The 20,692-nt window shown below is 45.7% G+C and carries 12 protein-coding genes and 1 pseudogene; 7 read left to right on the top strand and 6 right to left on the bottom strand.

What is annotated here, in order from left to right; genetic code table 11:
• Positions 1–81: 81 nt before the first annotated feature.
• Positions 82–210: pseudogene (locus Q0Z70_RS01065) on the top strand (IS256 family transposase); the annotation flags it as partial.
• 98 nt (positions 211–308) lie between these two features.
• Here Q0Z70_RS01065 and Q0Z70_RS01070 read toward each other — a convergent pair.
• Entirely contained in the window at positions 309–851 is a 543-nt protein-coding gene (locus tag Q0Z70_RS01070) for an RNA methyltransferase (protein ID WP_298071809.1), read from the bottom strand.
• A 460-nt stretch (positions 852–1,311) separates the two neighbouring features.
• Here Q0Z70_RS01070 and nadA point away from each other — a divergent pair, with 460 nt between their 5' ends.
• Positions 1,312–2,250: a quinolinate synthase NadA gene (gene nadA / locus Q0Z70_RS01075; RefSeq protein WP_298071811.1), complete on the top strand. Its 939-nt coding sequence runs from the start codon at positions 1,312–1,314 to the stop codon at positions 2,248–2,250.
• A 249-nt stretch (positions 2,251–2,499) separates the two neighbouring features.
• Here nadA and Q0Z70_RS01080 read toward each other — a convergent pair whose 3' ends face one another.
• From Q0Z70_RS01080 to Q0Z70_RS01100, 5 genes are all read right to left on the bottom strand, one after another.
• Entirely contained in the window at positions 2,500–3,012 is a 513-nt protein-coding gene (locus Q0Z70_RS01080) for a hypothetical protein (protein WP_298071814.1), read from the bottom strand.
• 5 nt (positions 3,013–3,017) lie between these two features.
• The gene (locus tag Q0Z70_RS01085; protein ID WP_298071816.1) at positions 3,018–6,137 is read right to left on the bottom strand and encodes an N-6 DNA methylase; all 3,120 of its coding nucleotides are present in this window, start codon (positions 6,135–6,137) and stop codon (positions 3,018–3,020) included.
• Positions 6,138–6,145: 8 nt separating this feature from the next.
• Positions 6,146–9,451 carry a helicase-related protein gene (locus tag Q0Z70_RS01090; RefSeq protein ID WP_298071818.1) on the bottom strand — a complete coding sequence of 1,102 codons (3,306 nt, stop codon included), beginning with the start codon at positions 9,449–9,451 and terminating at the stop codon, positions 6,146–6,148.
• A 13-nt stretch (positions 9,452–9,464) separates the two neighbouring features.
• A complete protein-coding gene (locus Q0Z70_RS01095) occupies positions 9,465–9,668 on the bottom strand; it encodes a helix-turn-helix transcriptional regulator (RefSeq protein ID WP_298071820.1) in 204 nt (67 codons plus the stop codon).
• Between the two features lie 175 nt (positions 9,669–9,843).
• The gene (locus tag Q0Z70_RS01100) at positions 9,844–11,028 is read right to left on the bottom strand and encodes an ATP-binding protein (protein ID WP_298071822.1); all 1,185 of its coding nucleotides are present in this window, start codon (positions 11,026–11,028) and stop codon (positions 9,844–9,846) included.
• 1,225 nt (positions 11,029–12,253) lie between these two features.
• Here Q0Z70_RS01100 and Q0Z70_RS01105 point away from each other — a divergent pair.
• Genes Q0Z70_RS01105 through Q0Z70_RS01125 form a run of 5 tightly spaced genes read left to right on the top strand, consistent with a single transcriptional unit; the run spans position 12,254 to position 20,684 of the window.
• Complete coding sequence (locus Q0Z70_RS01105; RefSeq protein WP_298071824.1) at positions 12,254–15,421, top strand: SusC/RagA family TonB-linked outer membrane protein; 3,168 nt, start codon at positions 12,254–12,256, stop codon at positions 15,419–15,421.
• Positions 15,422–15,445: 24 nt separating this feature from the next.
• Positions 15,446–17,023, top strand: a complete 1,578-nt coding sequence (locus Q0Z70_RS01110) for a SusD/RagB family nutrient-binding outer membrane lipoprotein (RefSeq protein ID WP_298071826.1) — start codon at positions 15,446–15,448, stop codon at positions 17,021–17,023.
• 34 nt (positions 17,024–17,057) lie between these two features.
• Positions 17,058–18,329: a glycoside hydrolase family 18 gene (locus Q0Z70_RS01115; protein ID WP_298071828.1), complete on the top strand. Its 1,272-nt coding sequence runs from the start codon at positions 17,058–17,060 to the stop codon at positions 18,327–18,329.
• A gap of 18 nt (positions 18,330–18,347) precedes the next feature.
• Positions 18,348–19,625 (top strand): DUF1735 domain-containing protein, encoded by a 1,278-nt coding sequence (locus Q0Z70_RS01120; RefSeq protein WP_298071830.1) that lies wholly within the window; start codon positions 18,348–18,350, stop codon positions 19,623–19,625.
• A gap of 30 nt (positions 19,626–19,655) precedes the next feature.
• Positions 19,656–20,684 carry a DUF1735 domain-containing protein gene (locus tag Q0Z70_RS01125; RefSeq protein ID WP_298071832.1) on the top strand — a complete coding sequence of 343 codons (1,029 nt, stop codon included), beginning with the start codon at positions 19,656–19,658 and terminating at the stop codon, positions 20,682–20,684.
• Positions 20,685–20,692 lie beyond the last annotated feature (8 nt).

A 20,692-nucleotide genomic window follows, 5' to 3' on the forward strand; every position in this document is an offset into this window, starting at 1 on the left:
TTCATACAAAAAAACTGTGTTAGCAAAGTTAATATTTTATTTCTTCTCTTTGCTGACACAGTTTAATTTACATCCTTTATAGCCCTTGAAAAACTGGTTTATCTTGCATACCGCAATATACGGAAGAAGTGGACCATGCCACTGGCTAACTGGGCTACAATCTCGCAACAATTAGCCATAAAGTTTGGAGAGCGATTTAAATTATTGTAATTTTACGCTCGTCGGAACGGGTGGTCCCGCCCCTTGGCGCTGGCCGTTCCCCGACCGATGAGTTCTCTACTGAGAAATAATGCGTGACACAGTTTATTTTACACTACCCTCTTGAGCTGTTTGAACAAATCCCAGATAATGATACCTGCCGCCACCGATACGTTCAGCGAATGCTTGGTACCGTATTGAGGAATTTCAATACAACCATCACTATGATCTATCACTTCCTGTTGAACACCTTTTACCTCGTTTCCCAATACTACGGCATACCTTTTTCCCTGCTCCAACCGTATGTTTTCCAACATAATACTATTTTCAGTCTGCTCCACTGAATAAACAATATATCCTTTTTGACGGAGGTTATCAACAGCTTCTATCGCATTATCAACATACTTCCAGTCTACTGTAAATTCGGCACCCAATGCTGTCTTATGTATTTCAGGATGAGGAGGAACAGCCGCGATGCCACACAGATAGATACACTCTACACGAAAAGCATCGGATGTGCGAAAGACTGAACCGATATTGTGCAAACTACGTACATTGTCAAGCACTACAACCAAAGGCAATTTATCCGCCTTCTTGAACTCTTCGGCACTGATGCGGTTCAGTTCGGTAATCTTCAATTTGCGATGCTCCATACCATTTTGTTTTATATTCCATGCCAAAGATACTTCTTTCCGTTCATATAGCAGTTAATAACCGTTGAAAACATGTGGAAACCGGAGGAAAAGAAAATGAAAACTTTTCCTTGCATAATTCAAAAGAAACCATATACACCCTGAATTATGAATATCACAAAAAAGTTAGCATTTACTTTTAAAGCAATCTTAAACAGATTTTTCAGCATCACTCATACGGGCAATCACTCAAAAGTTATTAACTTTGCAACCTATAAACAGAAAGTTAATACAAAACAAAAGAATGCTTATTTTCAAAAACTAATCTCTTTCCTGCCCGTTGATAAACATGGGATAAACGGACAGAAGAGACTAATAACTTCATAAACAAGAAAAATCGTATTTATTTGTCCACAGTATTAACCGCTTATCATTAGTATTATAGAGACTTTTAAGAAAAAAGAATAATAAAATATTTATTATGAATCATCTCATAGAAGCTATCAATCGACTGAAGAGAGAGAAGAACGCCCTGATCATGGGGCACTACTACCAACGGAGTGAAATACAGGAGATCGCCGACTACATAGGCGACAGCTTGGCGTTGGCTCAACAGGCCGCCAAGACAACAGCCGACATCATTGTGATGTGCGGTGTTCATTTCATGGGCGAAACGGCCAAGGTGCTCTGTCCTGACAAGAAGGTATTGGTACCCGACATGGCTGCCGGCTGTTCATTGGCTGACAGCTGTCCTGCCGATGCGTTTGAAAAGTTTGTTAAAGAACATCCGGGCTATACGGTTATTTCTTACGTCAATACTACAGCCGCCGTCAAGGCATTGACCGATGTAGTTGTCACTTCTACCAATGCCCGTCAGATTGTAGAAAGCTTCCCTAAAGATGAGAAAATCATTTTTGGGCCCGATAGAAACTTGGGTAGCTATATCAATTCCGTGACTGGCCGCAATATGTTGATATGGGATGGAGCCTGCCATGTACACGAGCAATTCTCAGTTGAAAAGATGATTGAAATCAAGAAACAGCATCCCCAAGCTATTATATTGGCTCATCCTGAATGTAAGGGCGCCGTGCTGAAGCTGGCCGATGTCATTGGTTCGACTGCTGCTCTGCTAAAGTATGCTGTAGCTTCTCCCGAAAAAGAATATATCGTGGCTACTGAATCAGGTATCTTGCACGAGATGCGCAAAAAGTGTCCGCAGACCACTTTTATTCCTGCTCCTCCTATGGACAGCACTTGTGGATGTAATGAATGTAACTTCATGCGTCTGAACACGCTGGAAAAGCTTTATAATTGTCTGAAGGATGAAACTCCTGAAATTACGGTCGATCCTGCTATTGCCGAAAAGGCGGTTCGTCCCATTAAACGCATGCTTGATATATCGGCACAGTTGGGATTATGATTTTCTGAAAAAGCTGTAATTCACAAAGAAACTGCGCTTCTAAAGTCAGATGAAGAACTTTGGATGCGCAGTTTTTTTGTATCTATATTGTTATCAACAAATGTTGCATAGAACAATATAATAACCTATATTTGCGGTATAAAATATGTGCTTTGCAACAAATAATCATCCATAAAATGATAATTTCACGATATAAATACCTACATGTTCATATTATCGGTCGATATGGTTCACTCTATCCGATTGGTCTTAATAGAGAATTTGGTGCTTTTGAGAATCTTGGGTATAGTCGAGGTACTTTAAAGTTGGTAGGATATACGCTTGTAGCCCTTTATTCATCTTATATGTTACATATAATTGTATATAACGCTTTAATGCGTCTTCTGGAACATCGTGCCCGAATAAATAGATGTCTGGCTTAGATCGTTTTTCTTTGGTTTCTTCTTTAATCTTGATGTTGTATGGCTCATATCCATAAACACTATAAGGTCCATAACTTTTTTTATACTCCCAAGTATATGGAAAGGAATCACCGAAGACCCCTTCTTTGTATTCTGATAGGATGTCATTCAATCTTCTTCTAAAAATCAAACACTTGATTAATTTATATATCAGACATACTCCGACTGTTACTGACAGCCAAAGCCAAACAGGACAATTGTAGTTCCATAACCATTTTTTTGTAATGGGATAAAAAATTCCAGATGCAATTAAACTGCTAATTACACCAATAATCACACCTTTGATGGTTTCTTTATTCATAGTTGTTATAAATTAAAGTTTTCGTATTCTTCACGGGTTATGGGGGTGGCGGGGTCGATGATTTTCACTTCGTCATAAGTAAGTCCATATAGTCGATAAACCATCAAATCTATTTTGCTTTTATAGTCGGAAATATCAGTATCTGGGTTCTCTTGTTTAAAACCTATAATAGTTTTAACCAAATCAATATATGGACTTTGGTTTTCCGGTATAATAACTGGTAACGACTTTAACTTTTGCAGTTTTACTTGTGGAAATACCCGTCCTTCCTCTTTTACATTGTTCTCATATAATTTGCGTATATACTTTGAATTCAGCAATGCACATAGATATTCATAGGAAACAATCGATTTGAATTCCGATTTAATTATTCCTCCTTGAATACTTCTGCCGAACCATACCCCTCTATAATCAATAGTGCAGATTGGATATGGAGCAGTCTGTCGCCATATCAATTTAGGAGAAATACTGAAATATTCAGAATTTAATATAATCCTTTCGTTAGACGCGAGAGAAATATTTGGTCTGACATATCTTTCTATTTTGTTTGCAACAAAAAATTCATCAATATCAGCACCTTTCCAGAACATTATGTGTTCATCAGATTCTTTCGTTCCTTCATACAACAAACGTGAACTTAAATCAGATTTACCCTTTTGTGCCAAACCTACTTTAACACGTTGATAATTAATTCCTGCATCTTTCATGTTGAGGATTTCTTCCAGTAGAAATTCATTATCTCGTTTCTCTCTAATATCACGAATAAAAATGTGATTTGCTGTCGATTGGAAATTTTGCTGTTGTATTATTGTATAGGAAATACGCTCAATGGCAGTCTTAATATTCTCCTCCTTTGTTAAATCAGCAAAAAATACACAATTGTTTTTATTTCTTGCTTTTTGGACAAGCGATATAGCGGTTGGAACTACCGCCTCGAAAACATCTTCACCCAAATCGTTCAATATCAAAATGTTATTTTCAAGTAATAAATCTCTGATATCCTGGTAACGAGGTTGGCGCAAAAATGTATTTGGAGTAATGAAACATAATGCTCCATTATTCTGTAATAAACTTAATGACCTATCAAAAAAGAACTTATATACATCAATATACCCATGAGATGTACGAGGATATGTTTTTTTTAGAATTTCTGCGGAGGCGTCGATATTAGCTCCATACGGTGGATTGCCGATAACAATATCGAAACCTCCTTTTTGAAAAACGTCGGCAAAATAGAGGTGCCACAGGAAGAAAGGTTTGTTGTTGTCGGCTATCCGATCGACTGCTTCACGCACCGCCGGCGTGTTGCCGCTACATATCACGATATGCTCTTTGACCAGCGTGTCAATCTCCCGTTTCAACTGTTCCTTCTGTTCGTGTTTTTCAGGCGAATAGTACAGCCGCATCAACCGCTGAATTTCGGCAATGGAATCCTGCTCCAGCTCGAATACAAGTCGTATCTGTATGTCGTTCGCCGAAGGCTGGGTTGCCCGTTTGCTTGTCTTGCCGTCTTTGTTTATAGGGAGGAGACGGCTTAAATCATAACCCATAAAACTTTCCAGTAGCGAATTGCCCTGCATAATCTTATAGTCGAGGTTGGGCAGGGCTTGCGGTCTATCTTCATCGACAACCAGCGACAGCCAGAAACGCAGACGGGCAATATCCACCGCGCCCTGTTCGATGTCCACGCCGTAGATGTTGTTCTGAATAATCTCGCGCTTCACCTCTGCGGGAGAGAATGCGGTGTTTGCCTTTGTAAAACCGTAAAGCAGTTGGCGGGAGTGGTACAGCACATTCAGTACGCCCATGGGAAATGCGCCCGAACCGATAGCCGGGTCGCAGACCTTAACCTCCGACAGCCATTTGGTGAACTGCACTGCGGTCGCTTTGTCTTGCAGCTCTTTATCCACTTCGCCGTTCCGAATCAGATGTTCAATGACTTCGGCATATCGGGCATCAGGCTCGTGTGTTTTCAGATACTGTATGATGCTCTCGCGACTCATATATTGCACAATCTCCTTCGGCGTATAGAACGCGCCCTTGTCCTTATTGTCTTCGAGCAGGTTCTCGAAGATATGCCCCAGCATCTCGGGGTCGATACCCACCTCGTTGTCATCGGGGTCGTTCTCGTCGATAGTAAAGTTATAGGTGTCGAAGAAGTCGAAGAGAGCTGCAAAGTACTCTTTGGGAAATACCGATTTACATTTGTCTATTTCGTCCTGCTCGAACAAGCCGCCATTCAGATAGGGGATATTTTCCCAACCGGGAATCAGCGAGAAATCCCAACCGTTTTTCTCGGCGTGGGCTATCCGCTCCGCTTTGGGCGTATTCAACAGCCCGAAGAACATGGGTTCCAGTACGCGGTCGAGAAAATCGGACTGTACGTCTGCCGCCGCATGGGCGAACAGGTCGCTCATGTAACGGTAGTTGCCGTCGAGCCATCCCTTGCGTTGGACGAAATAGAGAAAGACGATGCGCCCCAGCATCTTCTTGACGTAATCACGAATCGCCTTGCCGTTGTCCGAGAAATCCTGAAAACTCCGGCGCATTTCGGGATTTTCATTAAGGAACTTGCAGAACTTCTGGTACTGTCCTTTGTATTCGTCGAAAAAGGCTTTATTGAGAATCTCTACGGCGAAACGCGATGTCAAATCATCGGCGTCCTTTACGCGGCTTCTCTTTTTCAGATAGTCGTCGGGCGTGCGGTGTGCCACGCCCTCTCCGAGATAGTAGGAGTAGCGGCGAGGATTGGAGTAGCCGTGTTGTATCTTTCCATCTTTCGTTTCGCGCAAATCAATGGAAATGAGCGAGAAACGATAATTTGCCCCGTTCTCCTCCGGCACGAACAGCACCAACGCCCTGCGTTCGCGTTTATTATCCATGAAACGGAAAATCTCTTTCGACAAGCCGACGCGGGCATCGTTAGGGGAAGTGTGGCGGGCTTCGTACACCGCAAGTCTGAGCGACGGACAAGTCCCCAGTTTGGTAATCGCTTTGATATATTTGGTTTTCTCCTGTTTTTCCACTTCCGGGTCGGTTGTAAAGGAAACATCTTCCGGCAGAAATTCATTTTGCAGGAACTTCATAAATTCGTCCCGATTGTACTTTTTGCTAAAATCCATCATAATTCCTGTTATTTGAGTTGTTCGGCGAGAATCAACGTTTCATCGCCCTCCGATACTTTGTTTATTTTTGTTCTTACACGATTCAAATACTCCTGCGAGATTCGTTCCGTCACCTTGTCGGCACTCTTGGTCGTCTGCTTATTGATGAAGCGAATTTCCTCGCCGGTCAGACCGCCGTCGTCGAGCACCTTCAACAGATCTTCCAGATAATCTTGGGGCAGCACCTTATTCTCTATCCACAGGTCGATTCTGTCGCGTGCCTTTATCTGCGACTTTTCGTATTCATCGGACTTTCCGCTCTGGAACAGCCGCCTCTTTACGTGCTGATACACTTTGTCGTACCCCTTATCCATCGCTACGGGTTCTTCCGACTCTTCGGCTTCGAACAGACTGAATGCCTGCTCTGCCGTCAGCATGACGGGCGGTTCGTCGGTGTCGGCACCTATCTTGAATACGAAGTCGTTGCCTTTTTTGCCGAACAGCAGCATTCCCTTGTGCGTTTTTTCGACCACTCTGCCAATCCGTGCACGGTGCGGTATGGCGAGTGCCTCCTTACACACTTCCGTCTCTTTTAGTTGGTTCAGCAGGTTGCGGTATTTCGTGTCCCACGAACGTTCCTCGCTCTTGGCAAGTTCCTCCATATACTGCTTCTTGAAATAGGCATTCGGTTCTTCGTCGGCGGTCAGTACCCGGGTATCTTCGCCCATAATGGCATGAATCATCCTCATTTTTAGCGTGGAAATCTGCTTCGTGTGCGTCTCGGCTTCGCCTATATCCGTCGGGAAGAAGTTGTAGATATAGAGCTTGTCGAACATCTTTTTATTGATGCGGTTGATACGCCCGATACGCTGTATTACCCGTGTGGGATTATACGGAATGTCGTAGTTGAAAATGGTGCCCGCCCGATGCAGATTATACCCTTCGGATATGGCATCGGTGGCTATCAATATCTGGTAGTCGTTGCGCTGGTACTGCGGCTTTATGCCGGCATCGAAGTTGGTGCGGATAATCTCTTTGTTCGTCGGCGAAGCATCTTTGGAGGTGTATTTGAATACGCCCAAATTATTATCCGCCAACTCTTTACCCAGATAGTCGGCTGTATCGGCGAACTCCGTGAACACGATAATCTTTCGCACAGGGTCTTCCTCGCGCAGCTTTTTCAGCAGCTGGCGGAAAGTGTCGAGTTTGTAGTCGAACTGAATGTCGTATCGGGTGCTTTTTCCCGTCGTAACTTCCGTAAACCATTCGCTGCGAATCTTTTTCAGCAGAGCCAAATCTGTCTCGATATCCTTGACAAAGTCATCGCGCCGGATATACTTCATGTCGATTTCAAAGAATCCGCGCTCCTGGTATTTCTCGAATATTTCGGATATTTCCTCAAGGTCCTCGTCGTTGGTCGATTTATAAAACGCATCAACATCGGGCAGGGTACCCTTTTTATACACGGGTACTTTATTGCTCTTTTCTATCCATTTCAATATGTGCTCCGACGATTCAATCATTGCATTGAGCGATTTGCGGAAAGCTGCTGTCGAACTTTCATAACGGCGCACCAACATACGGCGCATAAAGTCGGATACATTGCTTTGGCGACCCATTAACATACCCAAGTCCGTGCCCATTTTCTCCTCCAATTCCTTGCTGAATTTGTCGCGCAGCGCCTTGTCCTTTACAACATAGTCGGTCGGCTTGTATCGCGCTCCTTTATAGTAGCAGAAATCCGGCTTGTTTTTGTTTTTCTTTATCTCCTCCTCGTCTGGCGATATTTGACTGAGCGTCCGAAGATACAAATCCCGAATGTTGCCCAAATCGTATTCCAATTGAACGGGCGGTTCGGGAATAGTCGGCGTAATATGCTGCCGCTTCAAATCCTCGCGATATTCCGGTATCTCTTGGAGGTCGAGACGCGACCGGCGCACCACTAACGGCGAGATGATCGAACGGATGCTTTTGGCAATGTCATCTGCCTCTGCTTTGATGTCGTCAGGCGATGGCGACGTTTTCTTGTGCCGGGTATCTGTCAACTGTTTGTAACGCGATATCAACTCCTTGAACGTTATGCCCAAATTCTCAACGGTTTTAAGCGTGGATTTACTCGGTATCTGAAAGAGTTTAAGCATCGCATAAATATCATCCGGTCGGTTGTTGAACGGCGTGGCGGTCAGCAGCATCACCTTGTTGCCCATACAGAGGTCATGCAGCAGGCTGTAATCCAGCGTATATTCGTTTCTGAACTTGTGCGCCTCATCGACAATAATCAAGAACTTCTTCTGCGGCTGGACAATCATTTTGTAATGGTTGATGGCATCTTCTATCTTGCCGGTACTAAACACGGTCGCTGTAAGTCCGAACTGGTCTTTATACTCTTCCCATTGGGACTTCAGGTGCGGAGGGCTGATGACAATGGTACGCAACCGCAAATTGCGTGCAACGGTCGCTGCGATGATACTCTTGCCAAGCCCCACCACATCAGAGATAATGACGCCTTCGTGGTTTCGGATGGAATTCAATGCCAGTTGTACCGCATCGACCTGATATTTCAGATTCATATATGCACCGTTGGTGATATCGCTCGGTGTCAGGATATTCTCATCTGTCGGTATGTTGAAGTATTCGTGCAGTACACGTATAAACATCTTGTACGGGGAGTAGAGTTTTTCATACCAGATATGTTTGATAACCTTGTCTTTGAATTCATTGAGATGTTCTGCATCGACAATCGCAACAGATGTCTGCCACAGTTCGTCAAATACGGCCTTACCCTCTGTGTAGTTCGCCTTATCACGCAATATGACGTTCAACTCCAAGCGGTTCTTTAACCCTTCATGCGACAAGTTGCTCGAACCGGTAATCAACGTACCCGGGAATGTGCCGCAGACGGTGTCGGCTTCCCGATTTTGAAACAGGTAGAGTTTGGCATGATTCGGTTCTAATGTCTTGCGTATTTCCAATGTTCCGTTTTCGATTTTTTCCAAGAACAGACGGAATTTGGCGGTCTGCTCTTCGGAATCGAAGAAATCCGTATTGTTATATATATCGACAAAACCTTCGTATAAATCGTTGCGTACCTGATCACGCGATTTATTCGGAGTCGTAAAATTTTCGACCTCTTTGATGCCGTTTATGATGTTACGCTCTACCTCTAAACCGACAAGAACTTTGAGATTGACATTTCTCAAGTTCTCATGCAGTTCGCCAAAGCCGGAGAAATAGAAGTAGCCCACCAAAAAGTAGGCATTATCGCATTTCGACAGAATCGAATTGATAATCTCCGACAATACAAGTTCCTTGTTCGTTATGAATTGTACATCCATGTGCTCTGCCGTTTTAACGTTCGTTTTTGTCGGTTATAAGATCTTTTATATCGACCTGCAAAATCTCGGCAATCTGCAACAATACTTCCAAACTCGGCTGAATACGGTTGCAAGCGTATGCGTTCACTATCCCGAAACTCTTGCCCAGACGTTTGGCAAGCCATGTCTGAGAGATGCCCCGCTCCTCCAATACGGGCTTTATCCTGTTAAGCTTCATAATAAAATCTATTTATGGCATACAAAAGTAGTCAATAATGTTGGATAATACCTTGTTGCAGACGAAAAGTTTGGAAAAGTTTCAACAGTCCGAACTTTTGAATGTCAGTCGTCGAAATAGTCGTTACCGATTCCTGCCGAATGTTTGGTCGCGAAGCCGCTATTCGATTCTGCCGCTAAAACAGTTCGCTGATATTCCACTGTAAAAACTCCTCTACGGGAACCCCTCCCGACCCGACGACAAGCGAATACACCGGATTGAACCGCTTGACGAACTCCGGCAAGCCGGCATTCGTTGTCCGCCATCCGCTCTTGACTTCAATGGCGACACACTGCCGGTTACTCTCAATTACGAAATCCACCTCCTTGTCTCTGTCCCGCCAGTAATACACCCTGTAGTCTTGTTCCTCGGCGTAATTAAGTATATGCGCACCGACCGCACTCTCCACCCAGCGGCCCCACTCTTTCGGCGCAGTATATACTTTCTCGAACGTAACACCCGACAAAGCGCTCAACAATGAGGTATTATATACATACAGTTTGGGGACTGAGTTGTATTTGCGGGCGTTGTCGTTGGCATACTTTTGCAGACCGCACAACAACTGCGATTCGGCAAGTGTCGTCAGGTAGTTTGCCAGCGTGGTAACATTGCCCGCGTCCTGCAACTGCCCGAGCAACTTGGTCAGCGATATCTCCTCGCCCGAATAGGTGCAGCCCAACTCGAAGAGCTGTTTCATCAATTCGGGTTTATAGACGGTTTTTGTCGTCAGTATATCGCGCTCGACAGCAGGCGCGATGATGCTGTCTTTTATATACCTGCGCCAACGGGTCTCATTCTTCATCAGCGGGGCTCCGCCCGGATAGCCGCCGAAGAAGATGTAGTGCTCGACGTCCAGCCCGAAGGCGTCGTGCATTTCCCTATAACTCCAATGGGGCATTCGTATCATCTCGTAGCGCCCGGCCAGCGACTCCGTAAGCCCGTCTTTGAGCAGCAGGCGCGATGAGCCGAGCAGGACGACTTTCAAGTTTACTTCGTTGAATGTATCGGTATCCCATTGCCGTTTGACCTCCTCGCTCCAGTTATCTATCTTGTGTACCTCGTCGATGACGAGCAGATGCTCCGCGTGTCTGCCGATACGCATGCGCGCCCGTGCCGTCTCCCATACCTCCCCAATCCACGCCGTGTTCTCTTCGGATATACTGTCCGCCGAAACCGCCGTATGGGGGATGGTGGTTTTCTGCAACACCTGTTTTACCATTGTCGACTTTCCGACCTGACGCGGGCCGCATATTACCTGAATCATCCTGCGCGGCTCTGCCAATCGTGCTGCCAGCTCGTCGAATTGCGCTCTCCTATACATAACTCACTTATTTGTTCACTGCAAAGGTATGCAAAATGTTCAAAACTAAAAAACGTTTTACTCAAATCTTATTCCGTATTTACTCAAATATCCTGCTAATTTTACTCAAATATAGGTATGGATGCGCCATGATGGGCTACTAAGTTGCGTGCCCAAAGTATTGTTATATATCGACAGCACCTGTGGATATAAATTAACGGCCCGTCGAATTTTAATCATTTTGGAAAGATTCGGGAGGCCCAAAATAGTCCTGTCACACCAAGTGACAGATTATCAATAAATTAGTGCGACACCTTAGGGCCTTTGGTAAATATTTCCGCGAAAAATAAAAAATACCTTTCCTTTAAAGGCAGGGTATTTTTTATTATATTTCAAAAAAGTTTGCACGGCCCTGTCACGTGTCGCAGCAACCGGCTGTATATCAGCAAATTGGTGTGACAGGACTATTTTACCCGTGCCAAAACCTCGTTTTTCTTCCGTCTTTTTTCATGGGCAATTCCTTCCGTCCTGACGCCGTGTTTACCGACCCTCTGACGAAGTGCTTCGTCTCCTCCCCATACAGCACTGCATGACACCCTCACGCAGCACTGTGTCGGGACTTCAGGAAGTGCTGCGTGGCGGAGTAAGGGAATAGTGAGTGGAAATAGCAATAAATAGGGCAGGGTTGCTTTACTGACGGAATACTTGCGTTTCCACTAATTTCGTCGAATTCACGTTAAATACTTTCGCAGTACCGTTTTGTGGTAAACCTTTTAGGGCACTGAATAAGTTTTCTCCGTAGTATCGTTAGATTGTTAAAGTTTGATAATTTGCATAGTAAAAGTTGGATATAATAGTTATTAATTTAATATATTTGCATAGAGATTATTGCCTGCCGTTTGAGATGAGAAGAAATCGCCCAGTTCTTGCAGAATACAAGTCAGCAGATTTTCACCACAGCACGGCAGGTTGTTAAAATTTGATAATTTACGCGATTAAAGTTTGATGTAGTAATCATTATTTAGTATATTTGTATGAAGATTATTGCCTGCACCGTTTGGGATGAAAAGAAATTGTCCGGTCCTTGCAGAATATAAGTCGTCAGATTTTTTAACGTTACCAAATCTTATTGCAATGAAAACCAGAGACGCACCTTATTATGAAAACGGCATCATATATGCCTTTTCAAGCTTAAACTGTTAAACCTGTTTCTAAATGAAAAAGAATAAAATAAGATAAAGAAATTATGAAGCACAAGTTCACTTACTTGTTATTTTTCCTTTTGCTAATCTCCTGTCTGGCCTCGGCTCGCGGGGAAGAAAGGAGTAGCACTCTTGACCTGTTGGAAGTACCCTTAGGCACTGCATTGGAAATAGAGAGACAAACTTCCATGTCTGTACTTTCTTCAGCAAAAGAGAACCAGCAGCAGAAAAAGACTCCCGTTACGGCAAACGGGACAGTGGCCGATGCGAACGGCGAACCGTTGGTCGGCGTGAGCATCCTTGTAAAAGGCACCTCAAACGGTACCGTCACCGATCTGGACGGACATTTCAAAATCTTGGCTGCCCCAGGTGACATACTTGAAGTATCCTATATCGGTTATGTTCCCCAGGCAGTCACAGTCACCGATACCCAGCCGATGAAAATCGTCCTTACAGAGGACTCGCAAATGCTGAACGAAGTGGTCGTTACCGCACTTGGAATCAAACGTGCAACCAAGGCGTTGAGTTACAATGTTCAGGAAGTGAAAGGAAATGAATTGACAACCGTAAAGGATGCCAATTTCATGAATTCACTGGTTGGAAAGGTTGCGGGCGTACAGATCAACAGCGCGGCTAACGGCGCTGGTGGACCCGCACGTGTCGTCATGCGCGGTGTAAAGTCGCTGACCGGCAGCAACAATGCCCTCTATGTAATAGATGGTATCCCTATGTATAATGCATCCTCGGGTTCCAATACAGCCGCAGGTGTTGCCGAGCTAAACGCCGTAGGCCAGCCCAACACTGAGGGGATTGCTGACATTAACCCTGAAGATATTGAGAGTATCTCTGTGCTGAGCGGTCCGTCCGCTGCGGCGCTTTACGGTTCGAGTGCTGCAAACGGTGTGGTTCTCATCACGACGAAAAAAGGTTCGGAAGGGGTGACGAAAGTGACCTATACACACAACACCACTTTCAGTTCGCCACTGATGATGCCGGAGTTTCAGGATACATACGGCAATGCCCGTGGTACGTTTGCCAGCTGGGGTGCCAAGGATACTGCCCTGCCTTACGATCCTGCCGACTTTTTCCGGACGGGTACAAATATCAGCAATGCCGTTACACTGTCCACCGGCAATCAGCGTAACCAGACTTATCTGTCGGTCGCCACGGATAATTCTGCCGCCATCGTACCGAACAGCGGTTATAACCGTTATAACTTCACGTTCCGAAACACCACTAAGTTCCTCAAGGACAAGATGACGCTTGATGTGGGAGCAAACTACATTATTCAGAACCAGAAAAATCCTGTCGCTTCTGGAGGATTTCAGAATCCGATTGCTGTGGTTTATATGTGGCCGCGCGGGGAAGATTTCAATGAAGTCCGCGCTTACGAGGAGTGGAGTTCCTCACGCAATATTTATGAACAGCGTTGGCCGTGGGGAGCAAATGCCGTAGGTACGACCTATGCCGAAAATCCCTATTGGGAAATGTACCGTAAGTTGCGTGAGACGGACAAAAGCCGTTATATGTTCAATGCCAGTTTGTCGTATGACATTCTCGACTGGCTTAACATCACGGGACGTATTCGGGTGGACAACACTGTCACGAAATCGGAACGTAAGGTCAATGCGACCAGTGTATCTTCGGACATCACCGATCCTAACGGAACAGGTTACTATGCCTTTTCTTCCTCGCAGGACAAGACGTTATATGGTGATGCCATGTTGAATATCAACAAGAACTTCGGCGACATGGTCTCCCTTTCGGCCAACATCGGTACCAGCTTTAACCACCAAAGCTACGAGTCGAATTCCTATTCCGGTCCTTTGGGGATGTTGCCCAATGTCTTTATGTTCTCCAATCTATACAAGGACATGAGCGGTGCAGGTTACGATGGCTGGAGACAACGCGAATACGCCCTGTTTGGCAACCTTGAAGTGGGTTTCAAGAATGCCATTTATCTGACTGTGACCGCACGTAACGAATGGTCGTCCACACTCTCGAATACGTCGCAACTTTCTTACTTTTTCCCCTCCGTGGGAGTTTCGGGCATCCTTTCAGAATTGTTGCCCATGCCCGAATGGATAAACTATCTGAAAGTCCGCGGTTCGTTTGCCGACGTGGGTTCGCCCTTGCCGCGCAATTTGACAGAAACGTACTATACATGGAACGGCTCGACCGCCAATGTTCCGGCGTATCGCCCCTTGACAAGACTTTATCCAGAGAAAACGGATTCGTGGGAGGTCGGTTTTACGGCAAAACTTCTCAAGCACATCAACATTGACCTGACCTGGTATCTGTCCAACACCAAAAAACAGACAATCCCCGTCTCTCTCTCGGCTGCGTCCGGCGGTTACTCCTACATGTACATGCAGACGGGTAATGTCCGCAACCAGGGAATCGAATTGTCTGTGGGCTACGAAAACCAATGGCATGATTTCGGGTTCAGCACCCACCTTTCGTACAGCATGAATCGCAACCGCATTACCAAGCTTTTCGATTCCTATTACGATCCGTTGACCGACAAGACCTATTATCCGAGCGATGTAAGTATAAATTCGGGAAACAACCCCATAAAGGAAGGCAGTACCATGGGAGATATTTACGCATCACGTGACTTCAGGCGTGACAACGAGGGACATATTTACATTGACCCGTCGACCAATAATGTCGAACTTGAGGAGTTGGCGGAAGCCCGCAAATTGGGTACGACTCTTCCGTCGGGCAACCTCGGATGGACAAACACGTTCAGTTATAAAGGTCTCACGCTAAGTGCCCTTTTCACAGCACGTCTGGGTGGTTTGGCAACATCCTATACGCAAATGTTTATGGACCAATACGGTGTATCGAAGACTACAGCTGAAGTTCGTGATGCCGGCGGTATTTTAGTCAACGACGGTTATATTGATGCCGAGGCTTATTACGGGGTGGTTGCAAACCCCAACAGTGGTTTGACTCAGGCATACACCTATGATGCCACGACTGTGCGTCTGCAAGAGTTATCCTTAGGCTACACGCTGCCGCGCAAGTGGTTCCGCGACAAGATGAGAATGACCGTGTCGTTCATCGGCCGGAATCTGTGGATGATTTACTGCAAGGCTCCGTTCGATCCCGAAGTAGCCTTTTCTACAGGTACGTATAACCAGAATATCGACTATCTCATGACTCCGAGCCTGCGCAACCTTGGGTTCAGTCTGAAGGTCGAATTATAGCAATCCTTTAAACAAGACAAAAAAATGAAAGACTTAAAAATTTTGATGTTGTTTTCCGTAATTGCATGTTTGACAGCTGCCTGCACGGATAACTTCTCAGAAATAAACTGGCCCAACGGAGGGCTTACAGAAGAGGAACTGAATCGGGACAACAACCTGAACGGTTCGATGGTTCCCGCCATGGAGATGATGGTCGTTCCGCAAGACGATAACGGCAGCTTCCAGCACTGTGAAAGTCTATTGGGCGATGTTTGCGGTCGTATGCTGATGAGCAACGCGGGCGGTCCCTCCTCCACCCAAAAATGGACGGGCGACTTCTCGTGCTTCAGGTATGACGGTCCGCAATGGCTCAACAACCCCTTCTCCAGTACGCTCCGTTTCTATACCTCCTATATCAGTGTTCTGAAATTTACGGAACAGGATCCCACCAACAGCGTATATGCCATCGCCCGCATTTTGCGGGTGGCTACCATGCACCGACTGGCCGATATGTATGGTCCGATTCCTTATTCGAAGATCGATCCCGCTGACTTGGACCTCTATATTCCTTACGATGATGACGACGTAGTCTATTTAACAATGCTTAGCGAATTGAGCGAAGCTATTGATGATTTAAAGGATTGCATCGACAATGACCGTATGATCACTATTGATAATTTCGACCGTATTTACGGGGGCGATTACACGAAATGGCTCAAATACGCCAATTCGCTGATGTTACGTCTGGCCGTGCGCATCAGCAATGTCGCTCCTGTACAGGCCAAAGAGTATGCACAGAAGGCTGTCCAGGGTGGTGTAATCGAATCGAATGCGGAGAGTGCGTTCCTTCACATGGTCATCGGTCGCATGACACAGCTGACGAGCAAGCTTTATGTAATGGCATACAACTATATTGATACGTTCGCTGCCGCAGATTTGCTGTGTTACATGAACGGTTACAATGATCCGCGCCGCGCCGCCTATTTCAATCAGGTTGAGATTGACGGAGAGGACGTCTACTTCGGGTTGCGTGCCGGATCTGGAATGAGCCGAACCGACATCGAGTCGAAGATTTCACGTCCCAAAGTCAATACCGACGATGACTATCCTCTACTGACTGCCAGCGAAGTAGCCTTCCTGCGTGCCGAGTGCGCATACATGTGGCCCGGATTCGAAGAAAGGACTGCTGAAGATTTTTACAGAGAGGGCATCCGCCTGTCATTCGAACAGTGGAAGGTCCAGGGTGTCGACACATACCTGGAGTGCAGTGAAGGACCGAGTAGATACGAGGATTATGTGGGTAGTGAGAATGCGTCACTTGCTACTGACGTGGATGTTAAATGGGAAGCAGACGGCAACGAGCTGCAACGTATCATCACGCAGAAATATATCGCCATGTATCCTCTGGGACATGAAACATGGTGCGACTATCGCCGCACGGGATTTCCTGTATTCTTGCCCGTATTTTCCAAAGTTCCCAGCGAATATAACGGTTTGGTTGTCTTGAACCGGGTAATATTCTCGAAGGAGGAGGCAAAGAATAATACAGCCAATCTCAATGAGGCCTTGACCATGTTGTCGGGACCTGATGACTTTGCGACTAAACTCTGGTGGGCTAAATAACGCAATCAATTGAAAGTAATAAAATTATATATAAATGAAAAGGATTATAAACCATGTAATATGGACAGTAGTAGCGGTGATCGTATCTGTCTCGTGTAGTGACTGGACGGAAATCGAGCAAAAATTCCCTACCGACCTGACATCAAATGTAAATAAAGACGATTATTACGCCAACCTGCGTGCCTATCGCAATACGGAACATGAGATTATGTTTGGCTACTACCAGGGATTTGGAGGAGCTTCGTCAAGCTATGCACACTCTCTGATGGGGCTGCCCGACAGCATGGATATCGTGTCAATGTGGGGTGCAGGCTTCGAATACAATGAGGAACAGATAGCCGACCTGAAAATGGCGCAAGAGAAAAAGGGGTTGAAGTGCCTGATGGTCTTCATCGCCCACAGCGTAGGCACACAGATTTCTCCAGACTTCGTGAAGAACGCCTCAGAAGAAACTCCCGCACTCATCAAAGATCGCTATACAGGTGAAGTGGGAACTTATACCGACTGGCAATCCGCACGCCGGGCCTTTTGGGGCATGGATGTCAATGACGGTAAGAATAACACCCCTGCCATGGAAGAACGGGCCATCAAGGCTGTAGAACTCTATGCCGATTCGCTCTGCTACATCATCAATGAGGTGCTTCATCTCGACGGTTTCGACTGGGATTTCGAATACGGGTATTCGGTAGGAGACAATGTCGGCGATATCATCGGCGATCAGGGTAACATCACGAAGGAACAGGCACATAACCGTACACTGGCCTTTGCCAAACGTATGCGCGAGGGATTAGGGGACAAAATTTTTATTATTGACGGCGTGCCGCAGAGCCTGCAAGCTCCTGAAGCATGCATCTATTTCGATTACTTCGCGCACCAAGCCTATGGGTCGGGCGGAACCAGCCTTACTGAAGCAAATATGGATTCACGTTATAAGGCGACCGTAAGTGCTTTTTCTCCCTATATGGAAGAGGAGGAAATTGCCAAACGCACGATTCTTCTGGAAACCTTCGAAAGAAGCTATACTTACGAGGGCAAGACTTATTACGGTTTCGGCAACTGGACTCTGCGTGACGGAACGAAACCCATTTCCACGTCGAATAATGTCACCACCGTCAACGACCCGGATTACATAGGCGGTTCGTTCGAGGGTATGGCCCGCTGGCAGCCCATAGTCAACGGCAAATATGTTCCCAAAGGAGGTATTGGAGCCTATCTGATCAATAATGCATACAATACTCCAGGTTGGAATTCCTTCTATGGCCAACTGCGGGATTGTATACAGATTATGAATCCGGCAGTAAAATAAAAGAAAAAAATGAGGAATATGAAAAAAAATATTTTTTATATGCTTTTCGAATGCTTGTCACTGACCTGCATCATTGGTTGTGACAATGCCGAAAATCCGGCACTTGACAATGCCATCTATCTGGTGGATGCCGGAAATCGTGACAGTTACGACTGTATTACCACACGGATGGGTGACCGTCAGTTCAACGTGGCCCTGAAGATGACGAGTCCCCTGGAGCATCCCGTAAAGGTCACACTGGCTGTAGATGAGCAGGTACTTGCCGACCATAATGTCAAATTCGATGAAGCCCTGCAAGTTCTGCCTCCTGAAAACTGGTCATTTGTAGATTCGGACGGCAAGCTGCTTGATGGACGCATGGAGGTTACGATTCCTGCGGGTCAGAATACGGTTGTATTCCCCGTGCAACTCAAAAACGTAGCCGCTAATGACATGACGCAATATGCCTTGCCGCTCTCTATTGTGAATGTTTCGGAGAATATTCCGGTACTTGAAAAACAAAAAACAGTGCTCTATGCATTTCAACAAGATTTTGAAGTGCCGGTATTCATTATCAAGGGCAGCCACGACATCGTATGGCGCTGGGCAAAAAATGATTTCCCTGCCACGAATACGTGGACGGTGGAGTTTCATTTTACTCTCAACCGTACAAAGACGGATCAAGCTTACGGTGAAGAAATTGCATGGATTAACGGAGATCCCAGCAGCCTTTATGTACGTCCCTATGCGTATTCAGATGCCATGGATATCCACCTGCACGGCTCGTTCCAAGCCGCAGGATTCAGTGTAGAGAAAGGGCTGTGGTCCGATCCCGTGAACGATGGGCGGTGGCATCATTTCGCCTATGTCTGCAACAATGACAAAGTTACCTCCTATCTCGACGGCGTGGAAATGGCCAGTGTGGTTAACCCCCTGTGGCAAGAGCCTACTAAATTCGACGGCTTCAATTTTGCTTCCACACACCACCCCTCGCCTATCGGGTACAGCGAATACCGGATATGGACGGTCGCTCGTTCCATCGGTGACATCAAGCGCAGCAAGTACAGCGTCAATCCCAAAGCCAAAGGTCTCTTCGCCTACTATAAACTTAACGAAGGCGAAGGGTACGTGTTCCACGATGCCACTGGCAACGGGCACGACCTCGATGAAAGTTCCTTCCGCATGTACGACGACATAGAAGGATCCAAATATTCAAATATTGTAAACGTTTTCTCATGGGGCAAGGCGAAGAACGACGACGCGCTAATCTCGCTACGCACCACCGACGGCGCAGACCTTTTGAATGTGAACCAATAGATGAAATTACCCATTATGAAATCTAAAATTATGATACAGAACAAGAAATATCTCGCATGGGCGGGAATCGCAGTGCTGGCGTTCACGCTTGGTGCCTGTAACGACGATCTGGAAGAGATATATGTGGGCAATATGGATCAATACCAAAAAGCATATATCACCACGGGCGTGAGTTATCCCAACGGTTCCCTCTTCAAACTCTCAATGTCATACGGAGAATTGTTGGAGCAAGATGGCAAGTTAGTATTCAATGGTGAAAAAAAGCTGAAGATCTCAAGTGGTGCGAATGCAGAGACCGACTTCTTTTTCCGCACGACTTTTCCTGTCAAAACACAGGTCTCAGGTACTCTTGCCTTAAGTACCGATGCCGATAAGTTTGTAGAACAGTACAATGGCGAACGTGAATTGGATGAAGAGACTGGTTACAGACTCCTTCCGTCAGAGTGGTACACGTTAGAGGGTAGTCATGCCACTATCGCGGCCGGTCAAAAAGAGGCCGTGATTCGGTTTGTCCCCAATATGGATATCCTGTGGGATCCGGGGAAATACATATTGCCACTCTCTTTTACGCTGGATGCGGACTCACCGGTCAGCCTGAGCGAAAATCAGTCAAGTCTCTGTCTTGTTTTTCAAATCAATCCGCCATCAGGTGAATACTATGAGGGAAGTCGTTTGTTGACACCTGGCGAATATAAGGTAATCCCCATTACTGGCAGCACCAAACCGACTGACACCACATACGAATTGGCTTTCGACCAAAATCCGGACACGTGGTGGGACTTTTACGGTGATTCCACGGTGGAAATAGAATTCAATGAACCTCAATATCTCTCACACATATCTGTAATGAATTGTGGCTATTATTTCTATGTTTTGGCGAAAGCGGAAGGAGAAACTACTTTCAAAAGTAAAGGATTCTATGCGAGTGCGAGTAATGTAGTGTATACCGTAAATATGAAAACAAGTTTTGGGATAGACCCGAGCAAAAAAGTGGATAGGGTGAGAATCAGAATATTTTATACCAGTATTTCCGATGTTTATTTTCTTGTACATGACTAATGTATTAA

The organism is uncultured Bacteroides sp. (assembly GCF_947632445.1).
Taxonomy (GTDB): Bacteria; Bacteroidota; Bacteroidia; order Bacteroidales; family Bacteroidaceae; genus Bacteroides.

Excerpts from the sequence above, each read along its gene's own strand:
- Q0Z70_RS01070 (WP_298071809.1), bottom strand. The coding sequence starts at position 851 with ATGGAGCATCGCAAATTGAAGATTACCGAACTGAACCGCATCAGTGCC.
- nadA (WP_298071811.1), top strand. The coding sequence starts at position 1,312 with ATGAATCATCTCATAGAAGCTATCAATCGACTGAAGAGAGAGAAGAAC.
- Q0Z70_RS01080 (WP_298071814.1), bottom strand. The coding sequence starts at position 3,012 with ATGAATAAAGAAACCATCAAAGGTGTGATTATTGGTGTAATTAGCAGT.
- Q0Z70_RS01085 (WP_298071816.1), bottom strand. The coding sequence starts at position 6,137 with ATGATGGATTTTAGCAAAAAGTACAATCGGGACGAATTTATGAAGTTC.
- Q0Z70_RS01090 (WP_298071818.1), bottom strand. The coding sequence starts at position 9,451 with ATGGATGTACAATTCATAACGAACAAGGAACTTGTATTGTCGGAGATT.
- Q0Z70_RS01095 (WP_298071820.1), bottom strand. The coding sequence starts at position 9,668 with ATGAAGCTTAACAGGATAAAGCCCGTATTGGAGGAGCGGGGCATCTCT.
- Q0Z70_RS01100 (WP_298071822.1), bottom strand. The coding sequence starts at position 11,028 with ATGTATAGGAGAGCGCAATTCGACGAGCTGGCAGCACGATTGGCAGAG.
- Q0Z70_RS01105 (WP_298071824.1), top strand. The coding sequence starts at position 12,254 with ATGAAGCACAAGTTCACTTACTTGTTATTTTTCCTTTTGCTAATCTCC.
- Q0Z70_RS01110 (WP_298071826.1), top strand. The coding sequence starts at position 15,446 with ATGAAAGACTTAAAAATTTTGATGTTGTTTTCCGTAATTGCATGTTTG.
- Q0Z70_RS01115 (WP_298071828.1), top strand. The coding sequence starts at position 17,058 with ATGAAAAGGATTATAAACCATGTAATATGGACAGTAGTAGCGGTGATC.
- Q0Z70_RS01120 (WP_298071830.1), top strand. The coding sequence starts at position 18,348 with ATGAAAAAAAATATTTTTTATATGCTTTTCGAATGCTTGTCACTGACC.
- Q0Z70_RS01125 (WP_298071832.1), top strand. The coding sequence starts at position 19,656 with ATGATACAGAACAAGAAATATCTCGCATGGGCGGGAATCGCAGTGCTG.